Below are 21,694 nucleotides of genomic sequence, written 5' to 3' on the forward strand. Positions count from 1 at the left end.
GTGGCCAGGGGCGGCGAAGAAGGATCAGGTCACACAGCGGCCGGGCTGGAGCAGTTTTGCGACCTCGGTCAGGGAGCTGACCATCGGCTCGCAGGCAATCGTCGGCCGCTTGGGGCCCTGCTTCCGGTTCTGGAGCAGCACCGGCGGCTTGGCGCTGCCGGTCTCGATCACCGCGGGGACCCGCAGCAGCACCGAGGTCTCGGCCAGATCGTTCAGCCGCATCGACACGGTGCGGGTGGGAACCGGAGCCTGCTTGAGGTCGGCGAACCGGTCGGCCTTGCCGTAACGGTTGACGTTGTGACCCACATCTTGCGTGGGTCTGTCGGCGACCGCCTGCCAGCGGGCGGCCAAATCATGGCCAGAGGCCAGCTGCACGGCACCAACCTGGACGGCACTAAGCGTCGCGGCAATCGCGACAGCACCCAAAAATACCTTTTGAATCTGTAACATGGCTGACAATCCCACGCCCCATGGCGATCAGGGGAACAACGCGATGGGAGGACCGGCAGTTCTCAGCCGTTAAGATCACTTAACCGTGTGCGAAATTCACCGCAGGCCGCATAAAAAGGCCGCACAAAAAAATTTTCACCCGCTTGGAACGACTCTCAGGCCCGAGAGTCGTCTCAACAGCCGGCTATTCCCCCCTGCCCCATAAGCCGGCGACGTAGGGCGCGACTGTGGTGATGCCAGTCGCGCCTTACTTTTGTTTGATGGCACCTTTCCATCCCCGCCCCACCGATGGTCTGCGGCTTAAGCCCGGTCCCCCGAGCCGAATTTGCCTGCCCCTGAATTCCACTGCGGGCGGCCGAATTCTTCCACCACAGTCATCGTCCTGAGATCACTGCGATTTCCGACGGTACCTCCTCAATATGCTCGGCGTGTTTGCTAAATTCGAGAACCTCGCCGCGAGCGGCAACTCGAAGGGATTGCGACCGCAAGTGCGCGCAAGACTTGGTCCTAAGGGGGGAAGGAAAGATCGGGTAGAAAGAATGCTCTGTTGCGGAAACGCCCGCTGGATTAGCCGTAGCGACTGAAAAATACGACTTGGACCCCCTATCTTTTGACCGCCGACCTTCGCGTGAGCATGATGACAACGCGAACAGCGCGTTCGGCACTTCTCTGATCCGCCCACCAGTAACCGTGGATTGGAATATTGCCATGGAGCGGCCGGTTCGGCTTGAACGTAGACTAGCAGCGATAATGGCCGCTGACGTGGCGGGATATTCGCGGCTGATGCACCATGACGAAGAAGCAACCCATGCCCTAATGACAACCCTCTTTGCGGAGGGTATCACGCCTGCCATCGCAGAACATGGTGGCCGGGTTGTCAAGAACACCGGCGACGGGTTCTTGGCGGAGTTTCCAAGTGCCGTCGAAGCGGTTCGCGCCGCCGTTCAGTTTCAAACTCATATTCGAGAGTTCTCGACCACCATCGCCGAAGACCGACGAGCCGTCTTTCGTGTCGGCATCAACGTCGGCGATGTGATTGTCGAGCCGCATGACGTCTTCGGCGACGGTGTAAATATTGCAGCACGGCTGGAGAGCATCGCTGAGCCCGGGGGCATCTGCATTTCTTATTCAGCTTACGACCATGTCCGAGGCAAGGTCGGCATTGAGTTTGTCGATCTCGGAGAGCAAAACCTCAAGAATATTGATCGCCCGATCCGAACCTATGCCGCGGCTTGGGAAGAGCATAGCCTGATTGCACCCGGTGAGCGCGCGAAGGAAAGCCTACCTTCGCCACCTCGCCTTTCTATCGTGGTGCTGCCTTTCGCCAACCTCAGCGGCGATCCCGCGCAGGATTACTTCGTGGACGGCGTGACTGAGAGCCTGACCACGGACTTATCCCGCATCAGAGGCTCGTTCGTGATCGGCCGCCACACCGCATTCACTTACAGAGGCAAAGCGGTCGATCTCAGGCGGATTGGCCGCGAGCTAAACGTGCGCTATGCGCTGGAAGGCTCTGTACAGCGCGGCGACAATCGCCTTCGGGTCAACGTCCAACTTGTTGATGCTGAGAGCGGCAATCACCTCTGGGCTGATCGCTTCGATAAGCCCATCGCTGATCTATTCGAAATGCAAGACGAAATCGTGTCGCGGGTCGCTCGTACACTGGACACTCAACTTGTTGCGGCCGAGGCCCGGCGGGCGGAGAATTTGCCTCATCCAGATGCGACGGACCTCTACTTTCAAGGCCGCTCTCGGGCGAACGAAGCGGCTTCTCCCGAGGGATTAATTACAGCGCGCAACTTTTTCGAACGTGCTTTGGTACTCGATCCTCGCGATGTGCGTGCGCTGGCGGGCCTGGCAGGCGTTGATCTGACAATAGGTGCCGATCATTTTATGGAGGATCGAACCCCTCTCCTTTCGACAGCCGAAGCGAATGCGATCAAGGCCGTTTCATTATCCCCGGATTACGCGGTAGCCCGCTTTGTCTTGGGCTCTGTCTACATTTGCACAAACCGCGCAGATAAAGGAATTTCCGAATGTGAAATGGCATTGAACCTTGATCGGAATTTTGCCAATGCACACGCTGCCATCAGCTTGGCGAAATACTACATGGGCCGCGCCGCCGAGAGTGAAAATCACATACGCGAGGCTTTTCGTTTATCCCCGCGGGACGCCCAGAGCTATCGCTGGATGCATTTTGCTGGCCTTGCCAAGTTACAACTTGGCGCGGATGTCGAAGCAGTCGATTGGCTTAGGCGAAGCATCGAGGTGAACCGGAATTCTCCAAATACCTACTTCGTACTTGGGGGCGCACTGGGCTTGCTTGGCGCGGTTGATGACGCGAGAGCGGCCACAATCGCAGGACTGGCCTTTGTTCCTGACTTCACTATCCGCCGCCTACGCTCCGCCAAATTCAGCGACAATCCGACTTATCTTGCGGGGCGCGAGCGCATTTGTGAGGGGATGCGGATCGCTGGCGTACCGGAGGGGTAGCGCATCGGCGGCCTTGAGGCGGGCCTCCATAGCCGACAAGCCGTCCTTGCCCGTGCCTTGGCTGGACCAAGGCCAATCTCTCTGCGCCTGCTAACGGTCTTCAACGAACAGCAGCGGGGTTATCCCGCGACTGTGGTGACGCCAGTCGCGCCTTACTTTTGTCTGAGCCTCACTTCGCTTTCCCCGCGAGCCAGTCCCGCCCCTCGCCATAGAGCTTCTCGACCTCAGGCCCGGTCAGGCCCGGCATGTCGCGCTTGACCTTGTAGCCGATCAGCTCCTGCATGTAGGCGAGGTGACGGTAGCCTTCGGGCAGTGCGGCGAGCGCTTTTTGGTCGAGTTGAAGCGTTGCGGCGGGATCGACCGGGTCGATCCGGTCCTTCTCGTAGATCGGCTGGCGGCGGACGATGCCCCATTTGCCAATACCTGATTGGTCATGCCGCTTCTCCAGGAAATCGTAGAAGCGCCCGGTGCAGACGACGTCGCAGAGCACGTCATGTACCGGGGCACGCTGCGAGATCGTCATCTTGGTCTGCGCAATGGCGCGCGCGCCTGCGAGATCGATGCTGGTGCCGCCGAGGAAATGCAGAATGCGCACCCCCTTGGCAAACCCCTCCTGGCTGACCCGCATGAAATCCCGCGCCGGCCCCTGAAACCAGGTGGCGGACATCCATCCCTCTTCATGCCAGACCGTGGCAAAGCGCTCCCAGTCGCCGGCGTCGCGCCACACCGCCCAATTCTCGACGAGGTCGCGGATGGCGAGGCGATCGAGGAGTTGCTGGTCCATGATGAAAAATCCCCTGGCGGCTCGAGGTTGCGACTGATGTCATCGACCCGACGTATGAACGAGGCAATTTGGCCGCCGTCAAGCGGGCTTCCCGGCCCTTCGAATTGCCCACAGCCGCGTGAACGCGATACGGGTAGCGAGCCTTGCAATCAACCTGACCGCGATTAGTATCCGCACCGATGCAGATGAAATTCCCCTTGGTGGCCGCACTTCTCGGATGGTTGGCGGCGTTCCCCGCACATGCGCAGACTGAACCGCAGAGCGAGACCGTCAAAGCCTGGAAGGCGAAACTGACGGCCCACATTGTCCGCAACAGGGACTTGCCGCCTGAAGGGCGGGGACAAACCGGTGAGGCCAAGGTCGCATTCGGCATTGACCGGTTTGGCAAGTTGATCTGGCGGGCACTGGCTATGAGCGCCGGCTCCCGGCCGCTCGATGTTGCTGCGCTGGATATCATCGCCCGCGTCCAGCCGTTTCCGGTGCCGCCTCCGGAGTTGAAGGAGACCTCGCTCACCTTGACCGTGCCGATTGCCTTCAATGGCCGTCAATTCGAGGTGCCATCTCCTGGTTTAGAGCTGAGCAAGCCGGATCCCGCCTCGGGCCCACCCGATGCCATGGCCGTCTGGCGCAAGGAGGTTACCGAGCGTGTATGGCGCAACGGGACGTTTCCTCCGGGGGCAATCGGCCAGCGCGGCGATGCCGGAGTCACATTTGTAGTGAACCGCTCGGGCAAATTGATCTCGAGCGCTCTGGTGGAAAGTACAGGATCTCCGCTTCTCGATGCAGCAGCTCTCAAGATGGTGGAGCGAAGCGAGCCATTTCCGAATCCGCCTTCCGACGCGAAGGAGGACCTCCAAAGGGTTACCGTGTTCATGACGCTCGACGGAACGCCACGCAACGGCGGGCTCGGGCCATGGGAGGACGAGACCAAGGTAAAGGCCAAGCTCAACAGTATCTGCCGCGGTTGCTAACGCCGGACGCCGGCAATCAAAAACGGCGCGCCTTGCGACGCGCCGTCTTCTGGTTCGAGGAAGTCTCGTTACGCCGCCGGCGCCTTCGGCGTGCGGTTGCGCGAGTTGCGCTGGAAGAACAGCGCCTGGCTCGCCACCGCCGACACCATCGCGGGCTGGAACGGCTTTGAGATCAGGAAAGCCGGCTCGGGGCGCTCGCCGGTCAGGAAGCGCTCCGGATAGGCGGTGATGAACACCACCGGCACCTCGAAGGTGCGGAGCAGCTCATTGACGGCGTCCAGACCCGACGAGCCGTCGGCGAGCTGGATGTCGGCGAGGATCAGGCCCGGCCGCTTGTTCTTGGCCAGCGCCACCGCATCGGCATGGGTGCGCGCGACGCCGACGACATTGTGACCGAGATTCTTCACCAGGCTCTCGAGGTCCATGGCGATGAAGGTCTCGTCCTCGATGATCAGCACGTCGGTCGCGATCTCGGCCGCCATCTCGCGTCCCGCGGCATCGGCAAGCCGCCGCGTCTCGGCGACGTCGGTGCCGAGGATGTAGCCGACTTCCTCTTCCGAGAATCCTTCGAGCGAGAGCAGCAGGAACGCCTGCCGCGGCAGCGGCGTGATGTTCGACAGCCGCCGCTCCGGCGGCATCGGCAAGGTCGTCACCTCGGCATCGTCGTTGACGGAGACCGAATTCCAGATCTGGGTGAACAGCCGGAACAGGCCGGCGCGCGGACCATGGCTCTCGTCGAGCACGGACGGATCTCCGAGCATCGCTTCCAACATGGCTGCGACATAGGCGTCACCGGAGGCCTGGCTGCCCGTCAGGGCGCGCGCGTACCGGCGCAACAACGGCAAGTGTTCAGCAACAAGCTGCGAACGGGACATCCCCACTCCATTCATCTTCGGGCGACCTTGACGAACCACGCAACAAGCGGGGAGGCCCGGGTTCCCTGCTGGGCTGACTACGCCTCACGCCAACAAAAGTTCCGCTTATCTGGGAACTTTTTGTCGAACCTCGAATTGTGCCTATCCAGGGAACGGCTCCCGGTTGAGAGAACTTCTCGATTTTACAGTTACTTAACTCGGGGAAACGTGGAACAGGTCATGAAAGATCTCAAGTCTCAAGCCAGCAAAAGCACGACCCCCGGCAAGGGAGGCCTCACTCCGGAAATCCAGTCCCGGATCGGCCACCAGCTGCGCGCCATGTACGACGACGTGGTGCGGCAGGGGGTTCCGGACCGGTTCGCGGAACTGATCAAGAAGCTTGATGCGCCGGGAGGCGCACCCCAAGTGGAACCTGACAGGGGCTCCAACGACAACAACAATGGGAGGGATTAATGCCTCTCACGGACTCCCTACGTGACGACATCCTCGCGGCCGTGCCCAGTCTGCGCGCGTTCGCGATCTCGCTGAGCGGCAATGCGGATCGCGCCGACGATCTGGTGCAGGAAACGCTTCTGCGTGCGCTCGCCAACATCGACTCGTTCCAGCCCGGCTCGAACCTGCCGGCGTGGCTGTTCACGATCCTGCGCAACCTGTTCCGCTCCGACTATCGCAAGCGGCGGCGGGAGGTGGAGGATGCCGAGGGCAACTATGCCAAGACGCTGAAGACGCAGCCGTCGCAGAACGCGCATCTCGAGTTCGAGGAGTTCCGCGGCGCGCTCGAGAAGCTTCCGCAGGACCAGCGCGAGGCGCTGATCCTGGTCGGCGCCTCCGGCTTCTCATATGAGGACGCAGCTTCGATCTGCGGCTGTGCCGTCGGCACGATCAAGAGCCGCGTCAATCGCGCGCGCTCGAAGCTTGCTGCGCTACTTTATGTCGATGGCGCCGAGGACTTCGGGCCCGACGAGACCGTGCGCGCCGTGATCGGCGGCAGCGGCGGATAACGGCCCCGTCAACCGGACCGAGACGAATGTGAAGGCGGCCGTTTCTGCGGCCGCCTTTGCGCGTCTAATTACTCTTCGACGAACGTCACCGTGTCGGCAACACTCGCGCGCGAGGTCCGGTAGCTGTTGACCTTGTGGGCGTCGTCGGCATAGCCGAACGAGATGCCGCAGACCACACGGCGGTCGTCGGGCAGATTGAAGTGGCGGCGGATCAGCCCGGAATGGCGCGCGAGCGCCGCCTGCGGGATGGTGCCGAGCCCGAGCGCCTGCGCGGCCAGCATGAAATTCGAGACATAGGCGCCGCAATCGATCGCACCGTAGATGCCGAGCGGCTCGTTGGTGTGAATGATCGCGACATGCGGCGCGCCGAAGAAATTGTAGTTCTCCAGCGCCTGTTTTGCGTAGGCGCCTCTGTCGCCGCGCACGATGCCGAGCGTGTTGTAGAGCTGAAAACCGCTCTCGCGGCGGCGCTCGAGATAGACGCCGACATATTCGCGCGGCGGGGTGAAGTCGTAATCGTCACCCAATCCGCCCGATGCTTCCCGGTAGATCGCCTGGCGGAAGCGCTCCTTGGCCGCACCGCTGGCGATGATGACCTGCCAGGGCTGGCTGTTGCACCAGGACGCGGTGCGCTGCGCGGTGGCCAGCACATGCTCGATGGTCGCGCGGTCGACCTCCTTGGCCAAGAAGGCGCGGACGGAGTAGCGCTCGTTGAGGAGCTCCTCGAGCACGCCGATACGGTCCTGGGTCTGGCTCACTTTTGCATCCATGAATTGGCTCGCGCTCTTCTCCTAGGGTGGGCAAAGGCGCGATAGCGCCGTGCCCACCGACAACTTACCCCGGCGCATCTGCATATGGTGGGCACGCTTCGTTTGGCCCACCCTACGAGATACAGCGAGAGGTTGGATCACCGCCCCTTGGTCGGGATCTTGTTATACGGCACGTCCTTGTCGACGCGAATGTCGCCCGGCAATCCCAGCACGCGCTCGGCGATGATGTTGCGCAAGATCTCGTCGGTGCCGCCGGCGATGCGCATCGAGGGCGAAGACAGCAGCATCTGCTGGAACTGGCCCTGCACCGTCTCCTCGTCCGCGCCGGTGAGAACACCGGCCGCGCCCTGGAGGTCCATGGCGTAGGTCGCGATGTCCTGCAGCATCATGCCCGAGACGAGCTTGCCGATCGAATTCTCCGGCCCCGGCCGATCGCCCTTCGACAGCGCCGAGATCGCGCGGTAGCTGGTGTATTTCAGCCCGCTCGACTTCACTGCCCAGCTCGCGAGCTTCGAGCGCACGGCGGGATCGTCGATGGCGAGCCCGTCCTCCAGCATCAGATTGGAGCAGAACTCGAACATTTCGGGGACGCCGGTCGCAAGCCGCGAGCCGATCGACATCCGCTCGTTCATCAGCGTCGTCAGCGACACGCTCCAGCCCTCGCCGACGGCGCCGAGCCGCTGGCTGTCTGATATCACCACATCGGTGAAATAGACCTCGTTGAACTCCTGCATGCCGTTGGCCTGCTTGATCGGCCGAACCTCGACGCCGGGGCTCTTCATGTCCAGGAAGAACATGGTGAGGCCCTTGTGCTTGGGCACATTCGGATCGGTGCGCGCGATCAACAAACCATAGTCGGAATAATGCGCACCCGAGGTCCAGATCTTCTGGCCGTTGACGACCCAATTGTCGCCCTTCTTCTCCGCGCGCGTCCGCAGCCCCGCGACGTCGGAGCCGGCGGACGGTTCGGAGAACAGCTGGCACCAGATCTCCTCGCCGGAGGCGAGCTTCGGCAGATGGCGGCGCTTGGCGTCCTCGCTGCCAAAAGCCATCACGGTCGGGCCGCACATGCCCTCGCCGATCTGGAACGGCTGCGTCAGCTTGCCGTAGACGCCCTCTTCCTGCTGCCAGATCACGCGCTCGATCGGCGTGGCGCCGCGCCCGCCATATTCCTTCGGCCAGTGCAGGCAGGCCCAATTGCCCTCGAACTTCTTCTTCTGCCAGGCCTTGCCGACATCGACGATGTCATGATGGGCAAGCCGGATGCGGCCGAGCGAGGATTTTGACAGCTCCTGCTCGAACTCTTTCGGCGCGTTGGCGGCGACCCATTTGCGCGCGGTCTCGCGGAATGCGGCTTCCTGCGGGGTGTCGTCGAAATTCATGGCGGACCTCTACCCTCTTCCCTTCGTCGGGATCTTGTTGAACGGCACGTCCTTGTCGACACGGATATCGCCGGGCAGGCCCAGCACCCGCTCGGCGATGATGTTGCGCATGATCTCGTCGGTGCCGCCTTCGACGCGGGTACCCGGCGCGCGCAGCAGCATCGCCTGGAAACGGCCGGCGAGTTCGGCATCCTCCGAACCGCTGACCACGCCGCTCGCGCCCTGCAGATCCAGCGCGTAGGTCGCGACGTCCTGGACCATCGAGCCCGCGACCAGCTTGCCGATCGAATTCTCCGGCCCCGGTCGCTCACCCCTCGACAGCGCCGAGATCGCGCGCATGCTGGTGTATTTCAGCCCGCTCGCCTTCACCGCCCAGTTCGCGAGCTTCGAGCGCACCGCACGATCCTCGATCGCCGGGCCGTCATCAAGCATCAGGCTGGAGCAATATTCGAACAGCTCCGGGAAACCGGTCGAGACGGCCGCGCCGATCGCGCTGCGCTCGTTCATCAGCGTGGTCAGCGAGACGTTCCAGCCGTCACCGACCTCGCCGAGGCGCTGATGGTCGGGAATGCGGACATTGGTGAAATAGACTTCGTTGAAGTCGGAGGCGCCGCTCGCCTGCTTGATCGGCCGCACCTCGACGCCCGGGCTCTTCATGTCCAGGAAGAACATGGTGAGGCCCTTGTGCTTGGGCACGGTCGGATCGGTGCGGGTCAGCAGGATGCCATAGTCGGAATAGTGCGCGCCCGAGGTCCAGATCTTCTGGCCGTTGATCACCCAGTCGTCGCCTTCCTTCTCTGCGCGCGTGCGCAGGCCCGCGACGTCGGAGCCGCCGGCCGGCTCGGAGAACAGCTGGCACCAGACCTTTTCGCCGGAGGCGAGCGGCGGGAGGTACGTGCGTTTATGCTCCTCGCGCGCGAACGCCATCATGGTCGGCCCGCACATGCCGTGGCCGATGATGAACATGCGGGACAGCTGGCCGAACGGCCCTTCTTCCTGCTGCCAGATCACGCGCTCGATCGGCGACGAGCCGCGGCCGCCATACTCCTTCGGCCAGTGCAGGCAGGCCCAACCGGCATCGGCCTTCTTCTTCTGCCAGGCTTTTGCCACTTCGAGGATGTTGGCGTTCTTGAGCTGGGTGCGGCCCAGCGAGGACTTGCGCAGCTCTTCCTCGTATTGTTTGGGCGCATTCGCGCCGATCCAGGCGCGGGCGGTGGCGCGGAATTCGGCTTCCTGCGGGGTGTCGTCGAAGTTCATGACGTGATCCTTCGCTTATGCCGCGTTCTTCTTGCGCATGCGGTCGATCAACTGGTCTTCCCAATAAGTGAGACTGCCGAGCCCGAGCGCCATGGCGTTGGCACGGCGGTAGTACATGTGACAGTCGAACTCCCAGGTGAATCCCATGCCGCCGTGAACCTGGATGTTGTTCTTGGCGCAGTGCTGGAACGCCTGCGTCGCGCTGATGCGCGCGGCGGCTGCGGCTTCCGGCAGCTCGCCCGCGTTGGTCGAAAGCGCCCAGGCGCCGTAATAGCTGTTGGAGCGCGCCAGCGTCGCCGACACATACATGTCCGCGAGCATGTGCTTGACCGCCTGGAACGAGCCGATCTGGCGGCCGAAGGCGATGCGGTCGAGCGCGTAGTCGCGGCCCATCTCCAGCGCGCGGTCGGAGCCACCGACCTGCTCGAACGCGCACAGCACCGCGGCGCGGTCGAGCACCTGGGTCAAAATGCTCCAGCCTTCGCCGGTGGCGCCGAGCGGCTCCGCCTTGCAATCCCTGAACGTGATTTCGGCCTGCCCGCGGGTCGGATCGAGATTGGTCAAGCTCTTCACCTCGGCGCCGCCGGCCTTGAGGTCGACCAGGAACAGCGAGACGTCACCGTCGCGGCCGCTCGATCCCGTGCGCGCGGCGACGACAGCGAAATCGGCGATCGCACCATCGGCGACCGGCTTCTTGACGCCGTTGAGCACGCCATTCGCGGCGGTCAGCTTGACGTTCTTCGGCGACGGATTGCCCTTGCCCTCGAACAGCGCCAGCGTGCCGATCGCCTCGCCCGAGGCAATCGCCGGCAGCCATTTCTTCTTCTGGGCATCGCTGCCCGCGATCAACAGCGCTTCAGCGGCAAGATACACGGTCGAGGAGAACGGCACCGGCGCGTTGGCCCGGCCCATCTCCTCCGCGATCACGCAAAGCTCGAGATGTCCCGCGCCCGCACCACCGAAATCCTCGGGGATTGCAACGCCCAGGAAGCCCATCTCGGCGAGGCCTTTCCAGAGCTCCTTGTCGTAGGGCGCCTTGCCGTCGAGCACGACGCGCACTGCCTTGGGCGAGCATTTTTCGGTGAGGAATTTGCGCGCCTGGTCGCGGAGCTGTTTCTGGTCGTCGGAGAAATCGAAGTTCATGGCGGGCTACCTTTGTTTATTCGTTGTCATTTATTTGAGCCGTCATTCCGGGACGCGCGGAGCGCGAGCTACGATGCGCAATTGCGCATCTGAGAATCCATATCCACCAGCCGGGGTTATGGATTCCGGGCCTGGCCCTTCGGGCCATCCCGGAATGACGAGAGAGTTGCGCATTCATCGCAGCACGATCACATCCTGATCCGGCTTATCCGCGTAGAGCCGCTCGACCAGCGCCGCACGGCGCTCTAAGCCGGCGCGCTGGTTGATGTAGCCCTTGTCGGTGAGCTCATTGCCATCAATGGAGGGCGGCTCGGCCATCAGCATCGCGCGCGCGATGGCGCGGCTGCTGGCGCCGCCACATTCCGTGTTGTGTGTTTCCAGTCCGCGTTTGAAGCAGGCGATCACCTCAGGATGCTTCACGGCATCCTCGAAGCTCAGCTCGGGATTGCCGACCAGCTGGCGACACGCATGCAGATTGGGCCACGCCAGCAGACCGATCGAGCATTGATCCTGTCCCGCAACCAGCGCGTCATGCACCACCGGCGTCGCCGCCGCGATCGCATCGGTACGCAGCGAGCCGACATGCACGAAGGTCCCGGTGGTGAGCTTGAAATCCTCGACGACTCGCCCGGCAAAGATGATGCCCTTCACCGGATCGGCATCGTCGACGAAGATGCCGGCATCGCCGATGCAGTAAAAACCTTCCTCGTCGAACATCTTCTTGGTCAGGTCCGGCTGGCCGAAATAGCCGGGCGTGACGTTGACGCCGCGCAGGCGCAGCTCGTATTTCGCGCCGCACGGCACCATCTTCAATTCGACGCCGGGGAACGGCAGGCCGATCAGGCCGACGCGCTCGGTGTCCCAATAGGTGCCGGTCGAGGTCGGCGCCGTCTCGGTCGAGCCCCAGCCGGTGTAGAACACGATGCGCTCGCCGGTCGTCTTCACGGCGAGGGCCTGCATGCGCTCGTAGAGATCGTCAGGCAGCCGCGCGCCGCCATAGGCCATGATCGACAGGTTCTTGAAGAACGAGCGGCACAGCGCGTCGTCCTTCTCCATGGCGGCGGCGAGCGCGGCATAGCCGGCCGGCACGTTGGCGTAATAGGTCGGCGAGATCTCGCGCAGATTCCGCAGCGTCTCCTCGAACTGGCCCGGCATCGGCCGGCCGTCATCGATATAGAGCGTGCCGCCGTCGACCAGCACGGGGTGAAACGCCGCATTACCGCCCATGGTGTGGTTCCATGGCATCCAGTCCAGCATGGTCGAGATCGGACCGCCGGGATCGCGCGGCCGCACCTGCATCATCATCGCCGCATTGGCGCACATCATCTCTTGCGTGTTGATGACCGCCTTGGGCATGCCGGTCGAGCCGGAGGTGAACAACAGCTTGCCGACGGTCTGCGGCGTGATCTTCGCGATCGAAGCGTCGACGTCGGCGGTCACGGACGTTGCCGCGAGCTCGGCAAAACTGACGCTCGTGATGCCGTCGCAGGGACGCGCGACGTGAACGACGGTGACGCCGGTGAGGTCGAGAGCGTTCAGCGCCTTCTCGAAGGTCGGGCCGTCCTGCACCATCACCGCGGCCGGCTTGATCAGGTCGAACAGATATTTCAGCTTGACGTGATCATGGCTCATCAAGGAGTAGGCCGGCGACACCGGAGCCGCCGGCGAGCGCGCCTGCATCGCGGCCTGCGTCATCAGCGCGTGCTCGATCGAGTTGCCGGAGAGAATGGTCACCGGACGCCCGTCGAGATTGAGATTGAGCAGCGCCTGCGTCAGCGCATCCACGGTACGCTTGGCTTCGCCATAGGAGACCTTGCGCCATTCGCGGTTCGCTCCGCCGCGCTGCGCGAGCCAGACGCGCTCGGGCGCTTGCCGCGCCCATTTCGCCAGCGAGGCCGGCAGATGCGTCTCGTAGGCTTGCAGCGGAATGCGCGACTTCAGCACCACCGTGCCGTCGCCACGGCGCTCGACGTCGATGTCGCGCGCGAGCCACTCGACCTTGCGAAAGGCGGGCTTCGTCATCACTGCCGCCGCACTTCCACTCATTTTGCGTCTCCCGGAATTATCGTCCTTTGCGGATCGTTCTCGTTCAGCGCCTGATATAGACAGGCTTTCGCTTCTCAAGGAAGGCCCTGATGCCTTCCGAAAATTCCTCGGAGCGGCTGCACAGGACCTGGTTGCGGTCCTCTATCGCGATCACGGTTTCCAGCGATCCCGCATCAACGCTCATGTTGAGACATTCTTTTGACAGGCGCAGTCCCACCGGCGAGGCCGTCATCATCGCATCGACATAGGGCGCAGCAGCAGCATCGAGATTGTCTTCATCGACGACCTCGGACACTAGCCCAACCGCGAGCGCACGCTCGGCGCCGATGAAACGCCCGGTCAGGATCAGCTCGGATGCGACGGAGACGCCGACGAGCCGCGGCAGAAAGTAGCTGGTGCCGATATCGCAGCCGCCAAGGCCGAGCTTGATGAAAGCACAGTTCATGCGCGCCGACTTCGTCGCGATGCGGATGTCGGAGGCAAGCGCCAGCGCAAACCCGCCGCCGGCCGCCGCGCCCTGCACCAGAGCGATGATCGGCTGCGGACAACGTCGCATCAACATCACGATGTCGGCGATGCGGCGCTGCGAGTCGAGCGATTCGGTGACGCCGGGCGGCTCCTGCTGCCCGGCGCGGCGGGCCATCGCCGCCTTGAGGTCGAGGCCGGCGCAAAAGTTCTTGCCGGCGCCGCGCAGCACGACGACGCGCGTGTCGCGGTTGCGCTGAAGGCCTTGGAAGTAAACGTTGAGCGCATCGATCAGCGCGGGATCGAGCGCGTTGAGGTTTTCAGGCCGATTGAGCGTCACCGTGTCGACGCCGTCGTTGTGCTCGATCAGCAGCGGTTGGGACATGGGAGCGTCCTCCATGCGAGTCAGGCGCCGGTCTTTCACCCTCCCCTGGAGGGGGAGGGTCGATCGCGCGCAGCGCGAGCGGGGTGGGGTGACGGTCTTTCCGCCCTGAACGCTGCCCGTGTGGAGAGATCACCCCACCCCGGCGCTTCGCGCCGACCCTCCCCCTCCAGGGGAGGGTAAGTACGCAGCGCCTACCGCGGCGCCATGCGGATAGCGCCGTCGAGACGGATGGTCTCGCCGTTGAGCATCGCGTTCTCGACGATGTGCACCGCGAGCGAGCCGTATTCCTTGGCATCGCCGAGGCGCGAGGGATGCGGCACCTGGGCCCCTAAGCTCTTGCGTGCCTCTTCGTTCAGACCCATCAGCAACGGCGTGAAGAACAGGCCGGGCGCGATGGTGTTGACGCGGATCTTCTGGCTGGCGAGGTCGCGCGCAGCCGGCAGCGTCAGGCCGACAACGCCGCCCTTCGAGGCCGAGTACGCGATCTGGCCGATCTGGCCTTCGTAAGCAGCGACCGAAGCCGTGTTGATGATGACGCCGCGCTCTTCGCCGACCGGCTCGATCGTGACGAGGCGCTCGGCGAACAGACGCAGGCAGTTGAAGGTGCCGATCAGATTGACGTTGATGATGCGCGCGAATTTTTCCAGCGGATAGACGCCGTCGCGGCCGACGATGCGCTGCGAGCCGCCGATGCCGGCGCAGTTCATCAGCACGCGCGCGACGCCGTGCGCGGCTTCCGCCTTCGCGATCGCAGCCTTGATCTGCTCTTCGCTGGTGACGTCGGCATGGAGCGCGACGCCTTTCACCTCGGCGGCGACCTTCTCGGCGTTGTCCTTGTTCTGGTCGATCACACCGATCCTGGCGCCCTTGGCCGCCATGGCGCGGGCGGTGGCCTCACCGAGGCCCGAACCACCGCCGGTGATGAGAACGGCTACGTCTTTCAACTCCATCGTAAGCTACCTTTCCTCTGCCTTTTCCTTGGGCGTTTCTTCTCTAGACTTGAGCGTGATGGCGAGATTATCCGGCCGCGACAGCTTCCCCGGCTTGCGTGAGGATGCCGCCGCAGATCAGCGTTTCCATGTGCTTGATGTATTGCCGGCAGACGTCGTCGGTGACCGGGCCGACGCCGGTCGCGCGAGACATCGCGTGCCGGCCAAAGAACAGGTGATCGCAGGCGCCGATCAGGCTGGTGTAGAACAGCACCGGATCGGTCGCGCGGAACTCGCCGCGGCTGACGCCCTCAGTGAGCAGGCGCCGGTGGAAGTCCAGCAGCGGCGCCACGAAGAACTTTGAGACTTCGTCGGCAGAGCCGGCAACGCTCTCATGCAGCAGATAGTGGATCAGCCGGTTCATGTAGGGGAACCGGTAATAGGCCCGGATAATGCCGGCGATGTGCAGCTTCAGCTTCGCCGTCGATGTGATCGGTTGCGCCAGCAGATATTCGAGATTTGACATCTCGGTCGCGGCATCGCGCGCGAGCAGCGCCAGCAAGAGGCCATCCTTGTTGCCGAAATGATATTTGACCAGCGCGGCATTGGCGCCCGACTTCTGGGCGATGTCGGAGAGCGAGATCTCGATCGACGAGCGTTCGATCATCAGCTCGCTCGCGGCCACGAGCAATTTCTCTGCCGTGGAATTCTTTCCGCTCGGGAGCCTGTTCGGTACGCTGGTAGTCACGGAGTTCCCTGTTCTCGCCGCTTGAAGCGGCCGGAGATAAGCCGAACCAGCGCCTCATCACAAGAGTTAATTGATCGATTGACTAAACGATGTCGCGCCCATTAAATCCGCGCCGACAATCCAACTCGATAAAAAACAATCCAGGGAGAGACCGACATGGCCGAGGCTTATATCGTCGCCGCTGCGCGTACCGCGGGCGGGCGCAAGGGGGGCCGCCTCGCCGGCTGGCATCCGGCCGATCTCGCCGCCAAGGTGCTGGACGAGCTGGTCGATCGCACCAAGGTCGATCCCGCCCTGGTCGAGGACGTGATCATGGGCTGCGTCATGCAGGTCGGTGAGCAGTCCAACAACGTCGCCCGCAACGCGATCATGGCCTCGAAGCTGCCGGAGAGCGTTCCGGGCACTTCGATCGACCGCCAGTGCGGCTCGTCGCAGCAGGCGCTGCACTTCGCCGCGCAGGCCGCGATGTCCGGCACGATGGACGTGGTGATCGCCGCCGGCGTGGAATCGATGACGCGCGTACCGATGGGCCTGTCCTCGCAGCTTCCGGCCAAGAACGGCTTTGGCAATTACAAGAGCCCGGGCATCGAGCACAAATATCCGAACATCGTGTTCAGCCAGTTCACCGGCGCCGAGATGATGGCCGAGAAGTACGGCCTGTCGAAGGACGATCTCGACGAATATTCCTACAACAGCCATCAGCGCGCGATCGCGGCGACGCAAGCCGGCCACTTCAAGAAGGAGATCGTGCCGCTCGAGATCACCCGCTCCGACGGCAGCAAGGACACCCACCACATCGACGAGGGCATCCGCTTCGATGCCACGCTCGACGGCATCAAGGGCGTCAAGCTGATCGCCGAGAACGGCAAGCTCACGGCGGCCAGCGCCAGCCAGATCTGCGACGGCGCTTCCGGCGTGATGGTCGTGAACGAGCGCGGCCTGAAGCAGCTCGGCCTCACGCCGCTGGCGCGCATCCACCACATGACCATGACCGGCGGCGATCCCGTCATCATGCTGGACGCACCGTTGCACGCCACCAAGCGCGCACTGGAGAAGGCCGGCATGAAGGTCGACGACATCGACCTGTTCGAGGTCAACGAGGCCTTCGCCTCGGTGCCGACCGGCTGGCTCAAGACCACCGGCGCCGATCCGTCCCGCCTGAACGTCAATGGCGGCGCCATCGCACTCGGCCATCCGCTCGGCGGCTCCGGCACCAAGCTGATGACCACGCTGGTCCACGCCCTGCACCAGCGCGGCAAGCGCTACGGCCTGCAGACCATGTGCGAAGGCGGCGGCATGGCCAACGTGACGATCGTCGAACGGCTGTAAGAAAAGACAAAAACGAATAGTGGGTGGCGAGTAGCGAATGGTGAGTAGGCGAAGAGCGGTTTGCCTTCTTCCCTATTTGCCATTCGCCACTCGCCATTCGCGTTTTGAGGAAACGCCATGACCCATCCGTCCGTCTACGCGAAGACCACGCCCGACAAGATCGCCTACCAGATGGCCGGGACCGGCAAGGCGATCACCTATCGCGAGCTCGACGAGCTCTCGAACCAGGGCGCAAACCTGTTCCGCTCGCTCGGCCTGAAGGCCGGCGACCACATCGCGCTCTTGATGGAAAACCGTCTCGCGTTCATGGAGATCTGCTGGGCGGCGCAACGCAGCGGGCTCTATTACACCGCGATCAGCCGTTATCTGAAGCAGGACGAGATCGACTACATCATCGGCGATTGCGGCGCCAAGGTCGTGATCACCACGCCGAAATGCGCCGACCAGATCAAGGCCCTGATCAAGGGCGCGCCCGGCGAGCCGATCTTCTACATGGTCGACGAGCCGCAAGCCGGCTTCCGCTCTTACGACAAGGAAGCGTCCGCACAGCCGGCGACGCCTGTCCCGGACGAGGTCGCCGGCTACGACATGCTGTATTCGTCGGGCACCACCGGCCGGCCCAAGGGCATCAAGAAGGCGTTCGAGGGCAACAAGATCGACTTGCCGAACGCCTTCCTGCGCGTGCTTTGCGCCGACATGTGCGGCATGAATGCGGAGAGCACCTACCTCTCGCCGGCGCCGCTCTATCACGCGGCCCCGTTGCGCTTCAACATGATGGCGATCGTGCTGGGCGGCACCTCCATCATCATGGAGCACTTTGACGCCGAGGATTTTCTCAAGCTGGTCGAAAAGTACAAAGTGACCCAATCACAGCTCGTACCGACCATGTTCGTGCGCATGCTGAAGCTGCCCGACGAGGTCCGCGCCCAGTACAACGTCTCGACGCTGAAAGGCGCGATCCACGCCGCAGCTCCATGCCCGGTCGACGTCAAGGCAAAAATGATCGATTGGTGGGGGCCGATCCTGATCGAGTATTACGCGGGTTCGGAAGGCAACGGCGTCACCGTCTGCAATTCGCAGCAATGGCTGGAGCATCGCGGCAGCGTCGGCCGCGCCGTGGTCGGCAAGATCAAGATCCTGGACGAGAACGACGAGGAGCAGCCGGTGGGCGAGATCGGCACGGTCTATTTCGCCGATGCGCCTGTTTTCACCTATCACAATGATCCCGAGAAGACGAAGAAGGCCTACAACGCGAAGGGCTGGTCGACGCTCGGGGACGTCGGCTATCTCGACAAGGACGGCTTCCTGTTCCTCACCGACCGCAAGTCCTACATGATCATCTCCGGCGGGGTGAACATCTACCCGCAGGAGACCGAGGACGTTCTCATCACCCACCCCGAGATCGCCGACGTCGCCGTGTTCGGCGTGCCGAACGAAGAGATGGGCGAAGAGGTGAAGGCGGTGGTGCAGCCGCACGACATGAGCCGCGCCGGCAAGGCGCTCGAGGCCGACCTGATCGCCTACTGCAAGACACGTCTCTCGGCGATCAAGTGCCCGCGCTCGATCGATTTCGAAGCCGAGCTGCCGCGCACGCCGACGGGCAAGCTGGTGAAGCGGCATCTGCGCGACAAGTATTGGCCGAAGACGGCGGCGAAGATCTAGCCACTTGCTTACCCTCCCCTGGAGGGGGAGGGTCGGCGCGAAGCGACGGGGTGGGTGATCTCTCCACTCGGGCACTGTTCAACTCGGAGAGACTGTCACCCCGCCCCGCTGCGCATTCCGCTTCGCTGCATGCGCATCGACCCTCCCCCTCCAGGGGAGAGTAAAGCGGAGATCAATCAAACAAGCTCGGCGTGTGGTTCACCAGCGCGCCTTCGATCTCGAGCATTTTCAGCTTCGTCACCACGCCGCCATTCGCCGAGAAGCCGCCGGGCTTGTTGCCGGCAGCCAGCACGCGATGGCAGGGCACGACGATCGGGCACGGGTTGCGGCCGAGCGCCTGACCGACATCGCGCGACAGCTGAACGCCGCCGAGCTGCTTGGCGATGTCGCCATAGGTGATGGTCTTGCCGGGCGGGATGGCGCGGGCGATCTCGTAGACGCCGCGGTTGAAGTCGGGCACGCCGTCGAGGTCGAGCGGGATATCGGTGAGATCGTCAGGCTCGCCCGCGAGCAGTTTTGTGATGCGGCCGATCGCCTCTCGCACCTCGGCGGTCGGTTCGGCCTCGGTGGCGTCGGCGTGGCGCTGGCTGATGCGGGTGCGGATCTTCTCCTCGCCGCCCATCGGGAGCTGCGTGCCGTTGATACCACGCGGGCCCCAGGCGATCGCGCAGAGGCCGATCCTGGTGTCGAACAGGGCAAAATGCTGGTCGGTCATGGCTTGGTTCCTGGCTTGCGTCCTTATCGCATGCCCCCATTGTGATCCGTGCCTATATCTAGGCTTGGAAATAGTTGCGATCCACCCGGTTTCCGGGAATCTTGCACAGGAGTTCCCGCCCCTTTCCCGCGAGCCCCGAATGCAAAGCCTCCGCGTCAACGGATACGACATGACCTATCTCGACGTGGGTGAAGACCGAGGCCGGCCGCCGCTGGTCTGCGTGCATGGTTCGCTCAATGACTTCCGCGTCTGGGGCTGCGTGCTCGGACCGCTGACGCAGCGGCATCGGGTGATCGCTATCAGCTTGCGGCATTTCTTCCCCGACCGCTGGGACGGCGTCGGCGACACCTATTCGATCGACCAGCATGTCCAGGACGTCATCGCCTTCATCGAGAAGCTCGACGTCGGCCCCGTCGATCTGATGGGCCACTCCCGCGGCGGGCACATCTCTTTCCGCGTGGCACAGGCCCGCCCCGACCTGTTGCGGCGGCTGATCCTGGCCGAGCCCGGCGGCGAGCTCGATGCGAGCCTCGATCCCGATTACGTCGGTGGCCCCTCGCCACTGCTGGCGCGGTTCACGGCCTCGGCCGAGAAGATCGCGGCCGGCGATGTCGACGGCGGCCTCGCCGTCTTCGTGGACACGCTGGAGGGAGCCGGCACATGGCCGCGGCTGCCGGCGATGGTGAAACAGAATCTGCGCGACAACGCCTATACCCTGATCGGGCAGGTCCGCGACAACCGCCCGCCGTTCTCGCAGGCGGATGCGGAATCGATCGGGATGCCGACGCTGTTCATCCTGGGCGCACGGACCAAAGGCCTGCTGCCAAAGGTGCTGCATGCGCTCGCTGCGCACGTGCCCTACTCGAAAACGGCGATCATCCCGAACGCAACCCATCCGATGTTCGAGCAGGCGCCGCAAAAATACTCCGAACTGGTTCTGGACTTTCTGGCGAGCTGATCATGCAGAGCTTTCGCGTCAACGGTTACGACATGGCCTATCTCGAAGTCGGCAAGGGCCTGCCGCTCGTCTGCGTCCACGGCACGTTGGGTGATTTCCGCACCTGGTATTCAGTGCTCGGCCCGCTGTCGAAGGCGCATCGCGTGATCTCGGTCAGCCTGCGGCACTTCTTCCCCGAGCATTGGGACGCCGTCGGTGACGACTACAAGATGGCGCAACACGTCGCAGACACGATCGCCTTCATCGAGCAGGTCAAACCCGGACCGGTCGACCTGATGGGCCATTCGCGCGGCGGCCACATCGCGTTTCGCGTCGCGCAAGCGCGGCCTGACCTGCTGCGCAAGTTGGTGCTGGCCGAGCCGGGCGGCGATCTCGATGCCAGCCTGCCGGTGCCCGAAGGCACGCCCGCGCATCCGCCGCTCGCTGCGAAGACGATACGCTCGGTCGAGATGATCCGCGCCGGCGATCTCGACGGCGCGCTGCAGAATTTCTACGAGGGCATCGAAGGCGACGGCTCGTGGCGGCGCGTGCCGGCGGCGGCGAAGCAGCAACTGCGCGATAACACGCTCACCTTCCTCGGCCAGATCAACGAGCAGCGCCGGCCCTACACGCTCGCTGATGCGCAGGCGATCAGGACGCCGACGCTGCTGATCGGCGGCGGCGCGACGACCGGCAGCCTCTCGGTGATGTGGCGCGTGCTGGCCGAGCACATCGCCGGCAGCAAGACGGCGGTGATCCCGAATGCCGGCCACTGGATGTTCGAGCAGGCGCCGCTTGAGTTCGGCGAGGTCGTGAACAGGTTTCTGGCGGAGTAGCTTCTTCGCCTCTCCCCGCGTGCGGGGAGAGGAAAAAGAGCCTCACACCTTCCAAACACCGACCGGCATCTTGATCGTCGCGTTCAGGCGGTTCCAGACGTTGATGGTCGCGATCGAGAGGATCAAGGTTGCGAGCTCGCGCTCGTCGAAATGCTTGGCGGCCTCGTTCCAGATCGCATCCGACACCGGGTCCTCGCGATCGGCGAGGCGCGTGACGGCTTCGGTCAGCGCCAGCGCGGCGCGTTCGGCGTCGCTGAAATAGGGCGCATCGCGCCAGGCCGACACGGCGAACAGGCGCTCGTCGGTCTCACCTAGCTTGCGGGCGATCTTCGGATGCATGTCGACGCAGACGCTGCAGCCATTGATCTGGCTGGCGCGCAGGTGCACCAGTTCCAGGAGCTTTTCCGGCAGGCCCTGCTTGGTCAAATTGCCAAGGGACTGAAGGACATTCATGGCCTCCGGCAGGACCATGACCGGGTGATTCATGCGGGCGTGCATCATCTTGCGTCTCCGTTT

Annotated in this window: 21 protein-coding genes; 8 read left to right on the plus strand and 13 right to left on the minus strand. The window is 63.5% G+C overall.

The genetic code is table 11. The annotated features are described in order from the left end of the window. Window positions 1-24 precede the first annotated feature (24 nt). Window positions 25-450, minus strand: coding sequence for a hypothetical protein (locus OWC48_RS42340; protein WP_282525323.1), 426 nt, complete (start codon window positions 448-450; stop codon window positions 25-27). Window positions 451-1,200: 750 nt separating this feature from the next. On the opposite strand from OWC48_RS42340, the gene OWC48_RS42345 reads away from it, so the two are divergent. After that, complete coding sequence (locus OWC48_RS42345) at window positions 1,201-2,943, plus strand: adenylate/guanylate cyclase domain-containing protein (protein WP_282525324.1); 1,743 nt, start codon at window positions 1,201-1,203, stop codon at window positions 2,941-2,943. 169 nt (window positions 2,944-3,112) lie between these two features. Here the strand turns inward: OWC48_RS42345 and OWC48_RS42350 are convergent, their stop codons facing one another. After that, window positions 3,113-3,727, minus strand: a complete 615-nt coding sequence (locus OWC48_RS42350; protein ID WP_282525325.1) for a nuclear transport factor 2 family protein — start codon at window positions 3,725-3,727, stop codon at window positions 3,113-3,115. Window positions 3,728-3,906: 179 nt separating this feature from the next. On the opposite strand from OWC48_RS42350, the gene OWC48_RS42355 reads away from it, so the two are divergent. Continuing rightward, entirely contained in the window at window positions 3,907-4,698 is a 792-nt protein-coding gene (locus OWC48_RS42355; RefSeq protein ID WP_282525326.1) for an energy transducer TonB, read from the plus strand. Window positions 4,699-4,766: 68 nt separating this feature from the next. Here the strand turns inward: OWC48_RS42355 and OWC48_RS42360 are convergent, their stop codons facing one another. Then, complete coding sequence (locus tag OWC48_RS42360; RefSeq protein ID WP_282525327.1) at window positions 4,767-5,573, minus strand: response regulator; 807 nt, start codon at window positions 5,571-5,573, stop codon at window positions 4,767-4,769. A 219-nt stretch (window positions 5,574-5,792) separates the two neighbouring features. Here OWC48_RS42360 and OWC48_RS42365 point away from each other — a divergent pair, with 219 nt between their 5' ends. Beyond that, complete coding sequence (locus OWC48_RS42365; RefSeq protein ID WP_028148140.1) at window positions 5,793-6,026, plus strand: NepR family anti-sigma factor; 234 nt, start codon at window positions 5,793-5,795, stop codon at window positions 6,024-6,026. After that, window positions 6,026-6,574, plus strand: a complete 549-nt coding sequence (locus tag OWC48_RS42370) for a sigma-70 family RNA polymerase sigma factor (RefSeq protein ID WP_014491704.1) — start codon at window positions 6,026-6,028, stop codon at window positions 6,572-6,574. Before OWC48_RS42365 ends, OWC48_RS42370 begins: the two co-directional genes overlap by 1 nt. Window positions 6,575-6,642: 68 nt before the next feature. Here the strand turns inward: OWC48_RS42370 and OWC48_RS42375 are convergent, their stop codons facing one another. The 8 genes from OWC48_RS42375 to OWC48_RS42410 all read right to left on the minus strand — a co-directional run bounded on the left by OWC48_RS42375 (window position 6,643) and on the right by OWC48_RS42410 (window position 15,618). After that, the gene (locus tag OWC48_RS42375; RefSeq protein WP_282525328.1) at window positions 6,643-7,344 is read right to left on the minus strand and encodes a nitroreductase; all 702 of its coding nucleotides are present in this window, start codon (window positions 7,342-7,344) and stop codon (window positions 6,643-6,645) included. 137 nt (window positions 7,345-7,481) lie between these two features. Then, on the minus strand, window positions 7,482-8,726 hold the full coding sequence (locus OWC48_RS42380) for an acyl-CoA dehydrogenase (RefSeq protein WP_282525329.1): 1,245 nt from the start codon (window positions 8,724-8,726) through the stop codon (window positions 7,482-7,484). Window positions 8,727-8,735: 9 nt separating this feature from the next. Next, window positions 8,736-9,983, minus strand: a complete 1,248-nt coding sequence (locus OWC48_RS42385; protein WP_282525330.1) for an acyl-CoA dehydrogenase — start codon at window positions 9,981-9,983, stop codon at window positions 8,736-8,738. A 15-nt stretch (window positions 9,984-9,998) separates the two neighbouring features. Beyond that, window positions 9,999-11,126 carry an acyl-CoA dehydrogenase family protein gene (locus OWC48_RS42390; RefSeq protein WP_282525331.1) on the minus strand — a complete coding sequence of 376 codons (1,128 nt, stop codon included), beginning with the start codon at window positions 11,124-11,126 and terminating at the stop codon, window positions 9,999-10,001. A gap of 174 nt (window positions 11,127-11,300) precedes the next feature. Then, window positions 11,301-13,172, minus strand: a complete 1,872-nt coding sequence (locus tag OWC48_RS42395; protein WP_282525332.1) for an AMP-binding protein — start codon at window positions 13,170-13,172, stop codon at window positions 11,301-11,303. A 43-nt stretch (window positions 13,173-13,215) separates the two neighbouring features. Continuing rightward, window positions 13,216-14,022 (minus strand): enoyl-CoA hydratase/isomerase family protein, encoded by an 807-nt coding sequence (locus tag OWC48_RS42400; RefSeq protein WP_282525333.1) that lies wholly within the window; start codon window positions 14,020-14,022, stop codon window positions 13,216-13,218. 191 nt (window positions 14,023-14,213) lie between these two features. Continuing rightward, on the minus strand, window positions 14,214-14,972 hold the full coding sequence (locus OWC48_RS42405; RefSeq protein WP_282525334.1) for an SDR family NAD(P)-dependent oxidoreductase: 759 nt from the start codon (window positions 14,970-14,972) through the stop codon (window positions 14,214-14,216). 67 nt (window positions 14,973-15,039) lie between these two features. Then, the gene (locus OWC48_RS42410) at window positions 15,040-15,618 is read right to left on the minus strand and encodes a TetR family transcriptional regulator (protein ID WP_282525335.1); all 579 of its coding nucleotides are present in this window, start codon (window positions 15,616-15,618) and stop codon (window positions 15,040-15,042) included. A gap of 237 nt (window positions 15,619-15,855) precedes the next feature. On the opposite strand from OWC48_RS42410, the gene OWC48_RS42415 reads away from it, so the two are divergent. After that, window positions 15,856-17,028, plus strand: coding sequence for an acetyl-CoA C-acetyltransferase (locus OWC48_RS42415; RefSeq protein ID WP_282525336.1), 1,173 nt, complete (start codon window positions 15,856-15,858; stop codon window positions 17,026-17,028). A 117-nt stretch (window positions 17,029-17,145) separates the two neighbouring features. Beyond that, window positions 17,146-18,690, plus strand: a complete 1,545-nt coding sequence (locus OWC48_RS42420; protein ID WP_282525337.1) for an acyl-CoA synthetase — start codon at window positions 17,146-17,148, stop codon at window positions 18,688-18,690. Window positions 18,691-18,862: 172 nt separating this feature from the next. Here OWC48_RS42420 and OWC48_RS42425 read toward each other — a convergent pair whose 3' ends face one another. Then, window positions 18,863-19,405: a methylated-DNA--[protein]-cysteine S-methyltransferase gene (locus OWC48_RS42425; protein WP_282525338.1), complete on the minus strand. Its 543-nt coding sequence runs from the start codon at window positions 19,403-19,405 to the stop codon at window positions 18,863-18,865. A 139-nt stretch (window positions 19,406-19,544) separates the two neighbouring features. Between OWC48_RS42425 and OWC48_RS42430 the strand changes: the two genes are divergently transcribed. After that, on the plus strand, window positions 19,545-20,363 hold the full coding sequence (locus OWC48_RS42430; RefSeq protein ID WP_282525339.1) for an alpha/beta fold hydrolase: 819 nt from the start codon (window positions 19,545-19,547) through the stop codon (window positions 20,361-20,363). Between the two features lie 2 nt (window positions 20,364-20,365). Then, entirely contained in the window at window positions 20,366-21,178 is an 813-nt protein-coding gene (locus OWC48_RS42435; RefSeq protein WP_282525340.1) for an alpha/beta fold hydrolase, read from the plus strand. Between the two features lie 42 nt (window positions 21,179-21,220). Here OWC48_RS42435 and OWC48_RS42440 read toward each other — a convergent pair whose 3' ends face one another. After that, entirely contained in the window at window positions 21,221-21,676 is a 456-nt protein-coding gene (locus OWC48_RS42440; protein WP_039158057.1) for a carboxymuconolactone decarboxylase family protein, read from the minus strand. Between the last annotated feature and the right edge of the window lie 18 nt (window positions 21,677-21,694).

Origin of the sequence: Bradyrhizobium sp. Arg816 (assembly GCF_029989365.1) — a bacterium.
GTDB lineage: Bacteria > Pseudomonadota > Alphaproteobacteria > Rhizobiales > Xanthobacteraceae > Bradyrhizobium.

Coding starts and splice junctions, on each gene's coding strand:
- OWC48_RS42340 (WP_282525323.1), bottom strand. CDS start 450: ATGTTACAGATTCAAAAGGTATTTTTGGGTGCTGTCGCGATTGCCGCG.
- OWC48_RS42345 (WP_282525324.1), top strand. CDS start 1,201: ATGGCCGCTGACGTGGCGGGATATTCGCGGCTGATGCACCATGACGAA.
- OWC48_RS42350 (WP_282525325.1), bottom strand. CDS start 3,727: ATGGACCAGCAACTCCTCGATCGCCTCGCCATCCGCGACCTCGTCGAG.
- OWC48_RS42355 (WP_282525326.1), top strand. CDS start 3,907: ATGCAGATGAAATTCCCCTTGGTGGCCGCACTTCTCGGATGGTTGGCG.
- OWC48_RS42360 (WP_282525327.1), bottom strand. CDS start 5,573: ATGTCCCGTTCGCAGCTTGTTGCTGAACACTTGCCGTTGTTGCGCCGG.
- OWC48_RS42365 (WP_028148140.1), top strand. CDS start 5,793: ATGAAAGATCTCAAGTCTCAAGCCAGCAAAAGCACGACCCCCGGCAAG.
- OWC48_RS42370 (WP_014491704.1), top strand. CDS start 6,026: ATGCCTCTCACGGACTCCCTACGTGACGACATCCTCGCGGCCGTGCCC.
- OWC48_RS42375 (WP_282525328.1), bottom strand. CDS start 7,344: ATGGATGCAAAAGTGAGCCAGACCCAGGACCGTATCGGCGTGCTCGAG.
- OWC48_RS42380 (WP_282525329.1), bottom strand. CDS start 8,726: ATGAATTTCGACGACACCCCGCAGGAAGCCGCATTCCGCGAGACCGCG.
- OWC48_RS42385 (WP_282525330.1), bottom strand. CDS start 9,983: ATGAACTTCGACGACACCCCGCAGGAAGCCGAATTCCGCGCCACCGCC.
- OWC48_RS42390 (WP_282525331.1), bottom strand. CDS start 11,126: ATGAACTTCGATTTCTCCGACGACCAGAAACAGCTCCGCGACCAGGCG.
- OWC48_RS42395 (WP_282525332.1), bottom strand. CDS start 13,172: ATGAGTGGAAGTGCGGCGGCAGTGATGACGAAGCCCGCCTTTCGCAAG.
- OWC48_RS42400 (WP_282525333.1), bottom strand. CDS start 14,022: ATGTCCCAACCGCTGCTGATCGAGCACAACGACGGCGTCGACACGGTG.
- OWC48_RS42405 (WP_282525334.1), bottom strand. CDS start 14,972: ATGGAGTTGAAAGACGTAGCCGTTCTCATCACCGGCGGTGGTTCGGGC.
- OWC48_RS42410 (WP_282525335.1), bottom strand. CDS start 15,618: ATGATCGAACGCTCGTCGATCGAGATCTCGCTCTCCGACATCGCCCAG.
- OWC48_RS42415 (WP_282525336.1), top strand. CDS start 15,856: ATGGCCGAGGCTTATATCGTCGCCGCTGCGCGTACCGCGGGCGGGCGC.
- OWC48_RS42420 (WP_282525337.1), top strand. CDS start 17,146: ATGACCCATCCGTCCGTCTACGCGAAGACCACGCCCGACAAGATCGCC.
- OWC48_RS42425 (WP_282525338.1), bottom strand. CDS start 19,405: ATGACCGACCAGCATTTTGCCCTGTTCGACACCAGGATCGGCCTCTGC.
- OWC48_RS42430 (WP_282525339.1), top strand. CDS start 19,545: ATGCAAAGCCTCCGCGTCAACGGATACGACATGACCTATCTCGACGTG.
- OWC48_RS42435 (WP_282525340.1), top strand. CDS start 20,366: ATGCAGAGCTTTCGCGTCAACGGTTACGACATGGCCTATCTCGAAGTC.
- OWC48_RS42440 (WP_039158057.1), bottom strand. CDS start 21,676: ATGCACGCCCGCATGAATCACCCGGTCATGGTCCTGCCGGAGGCCATG.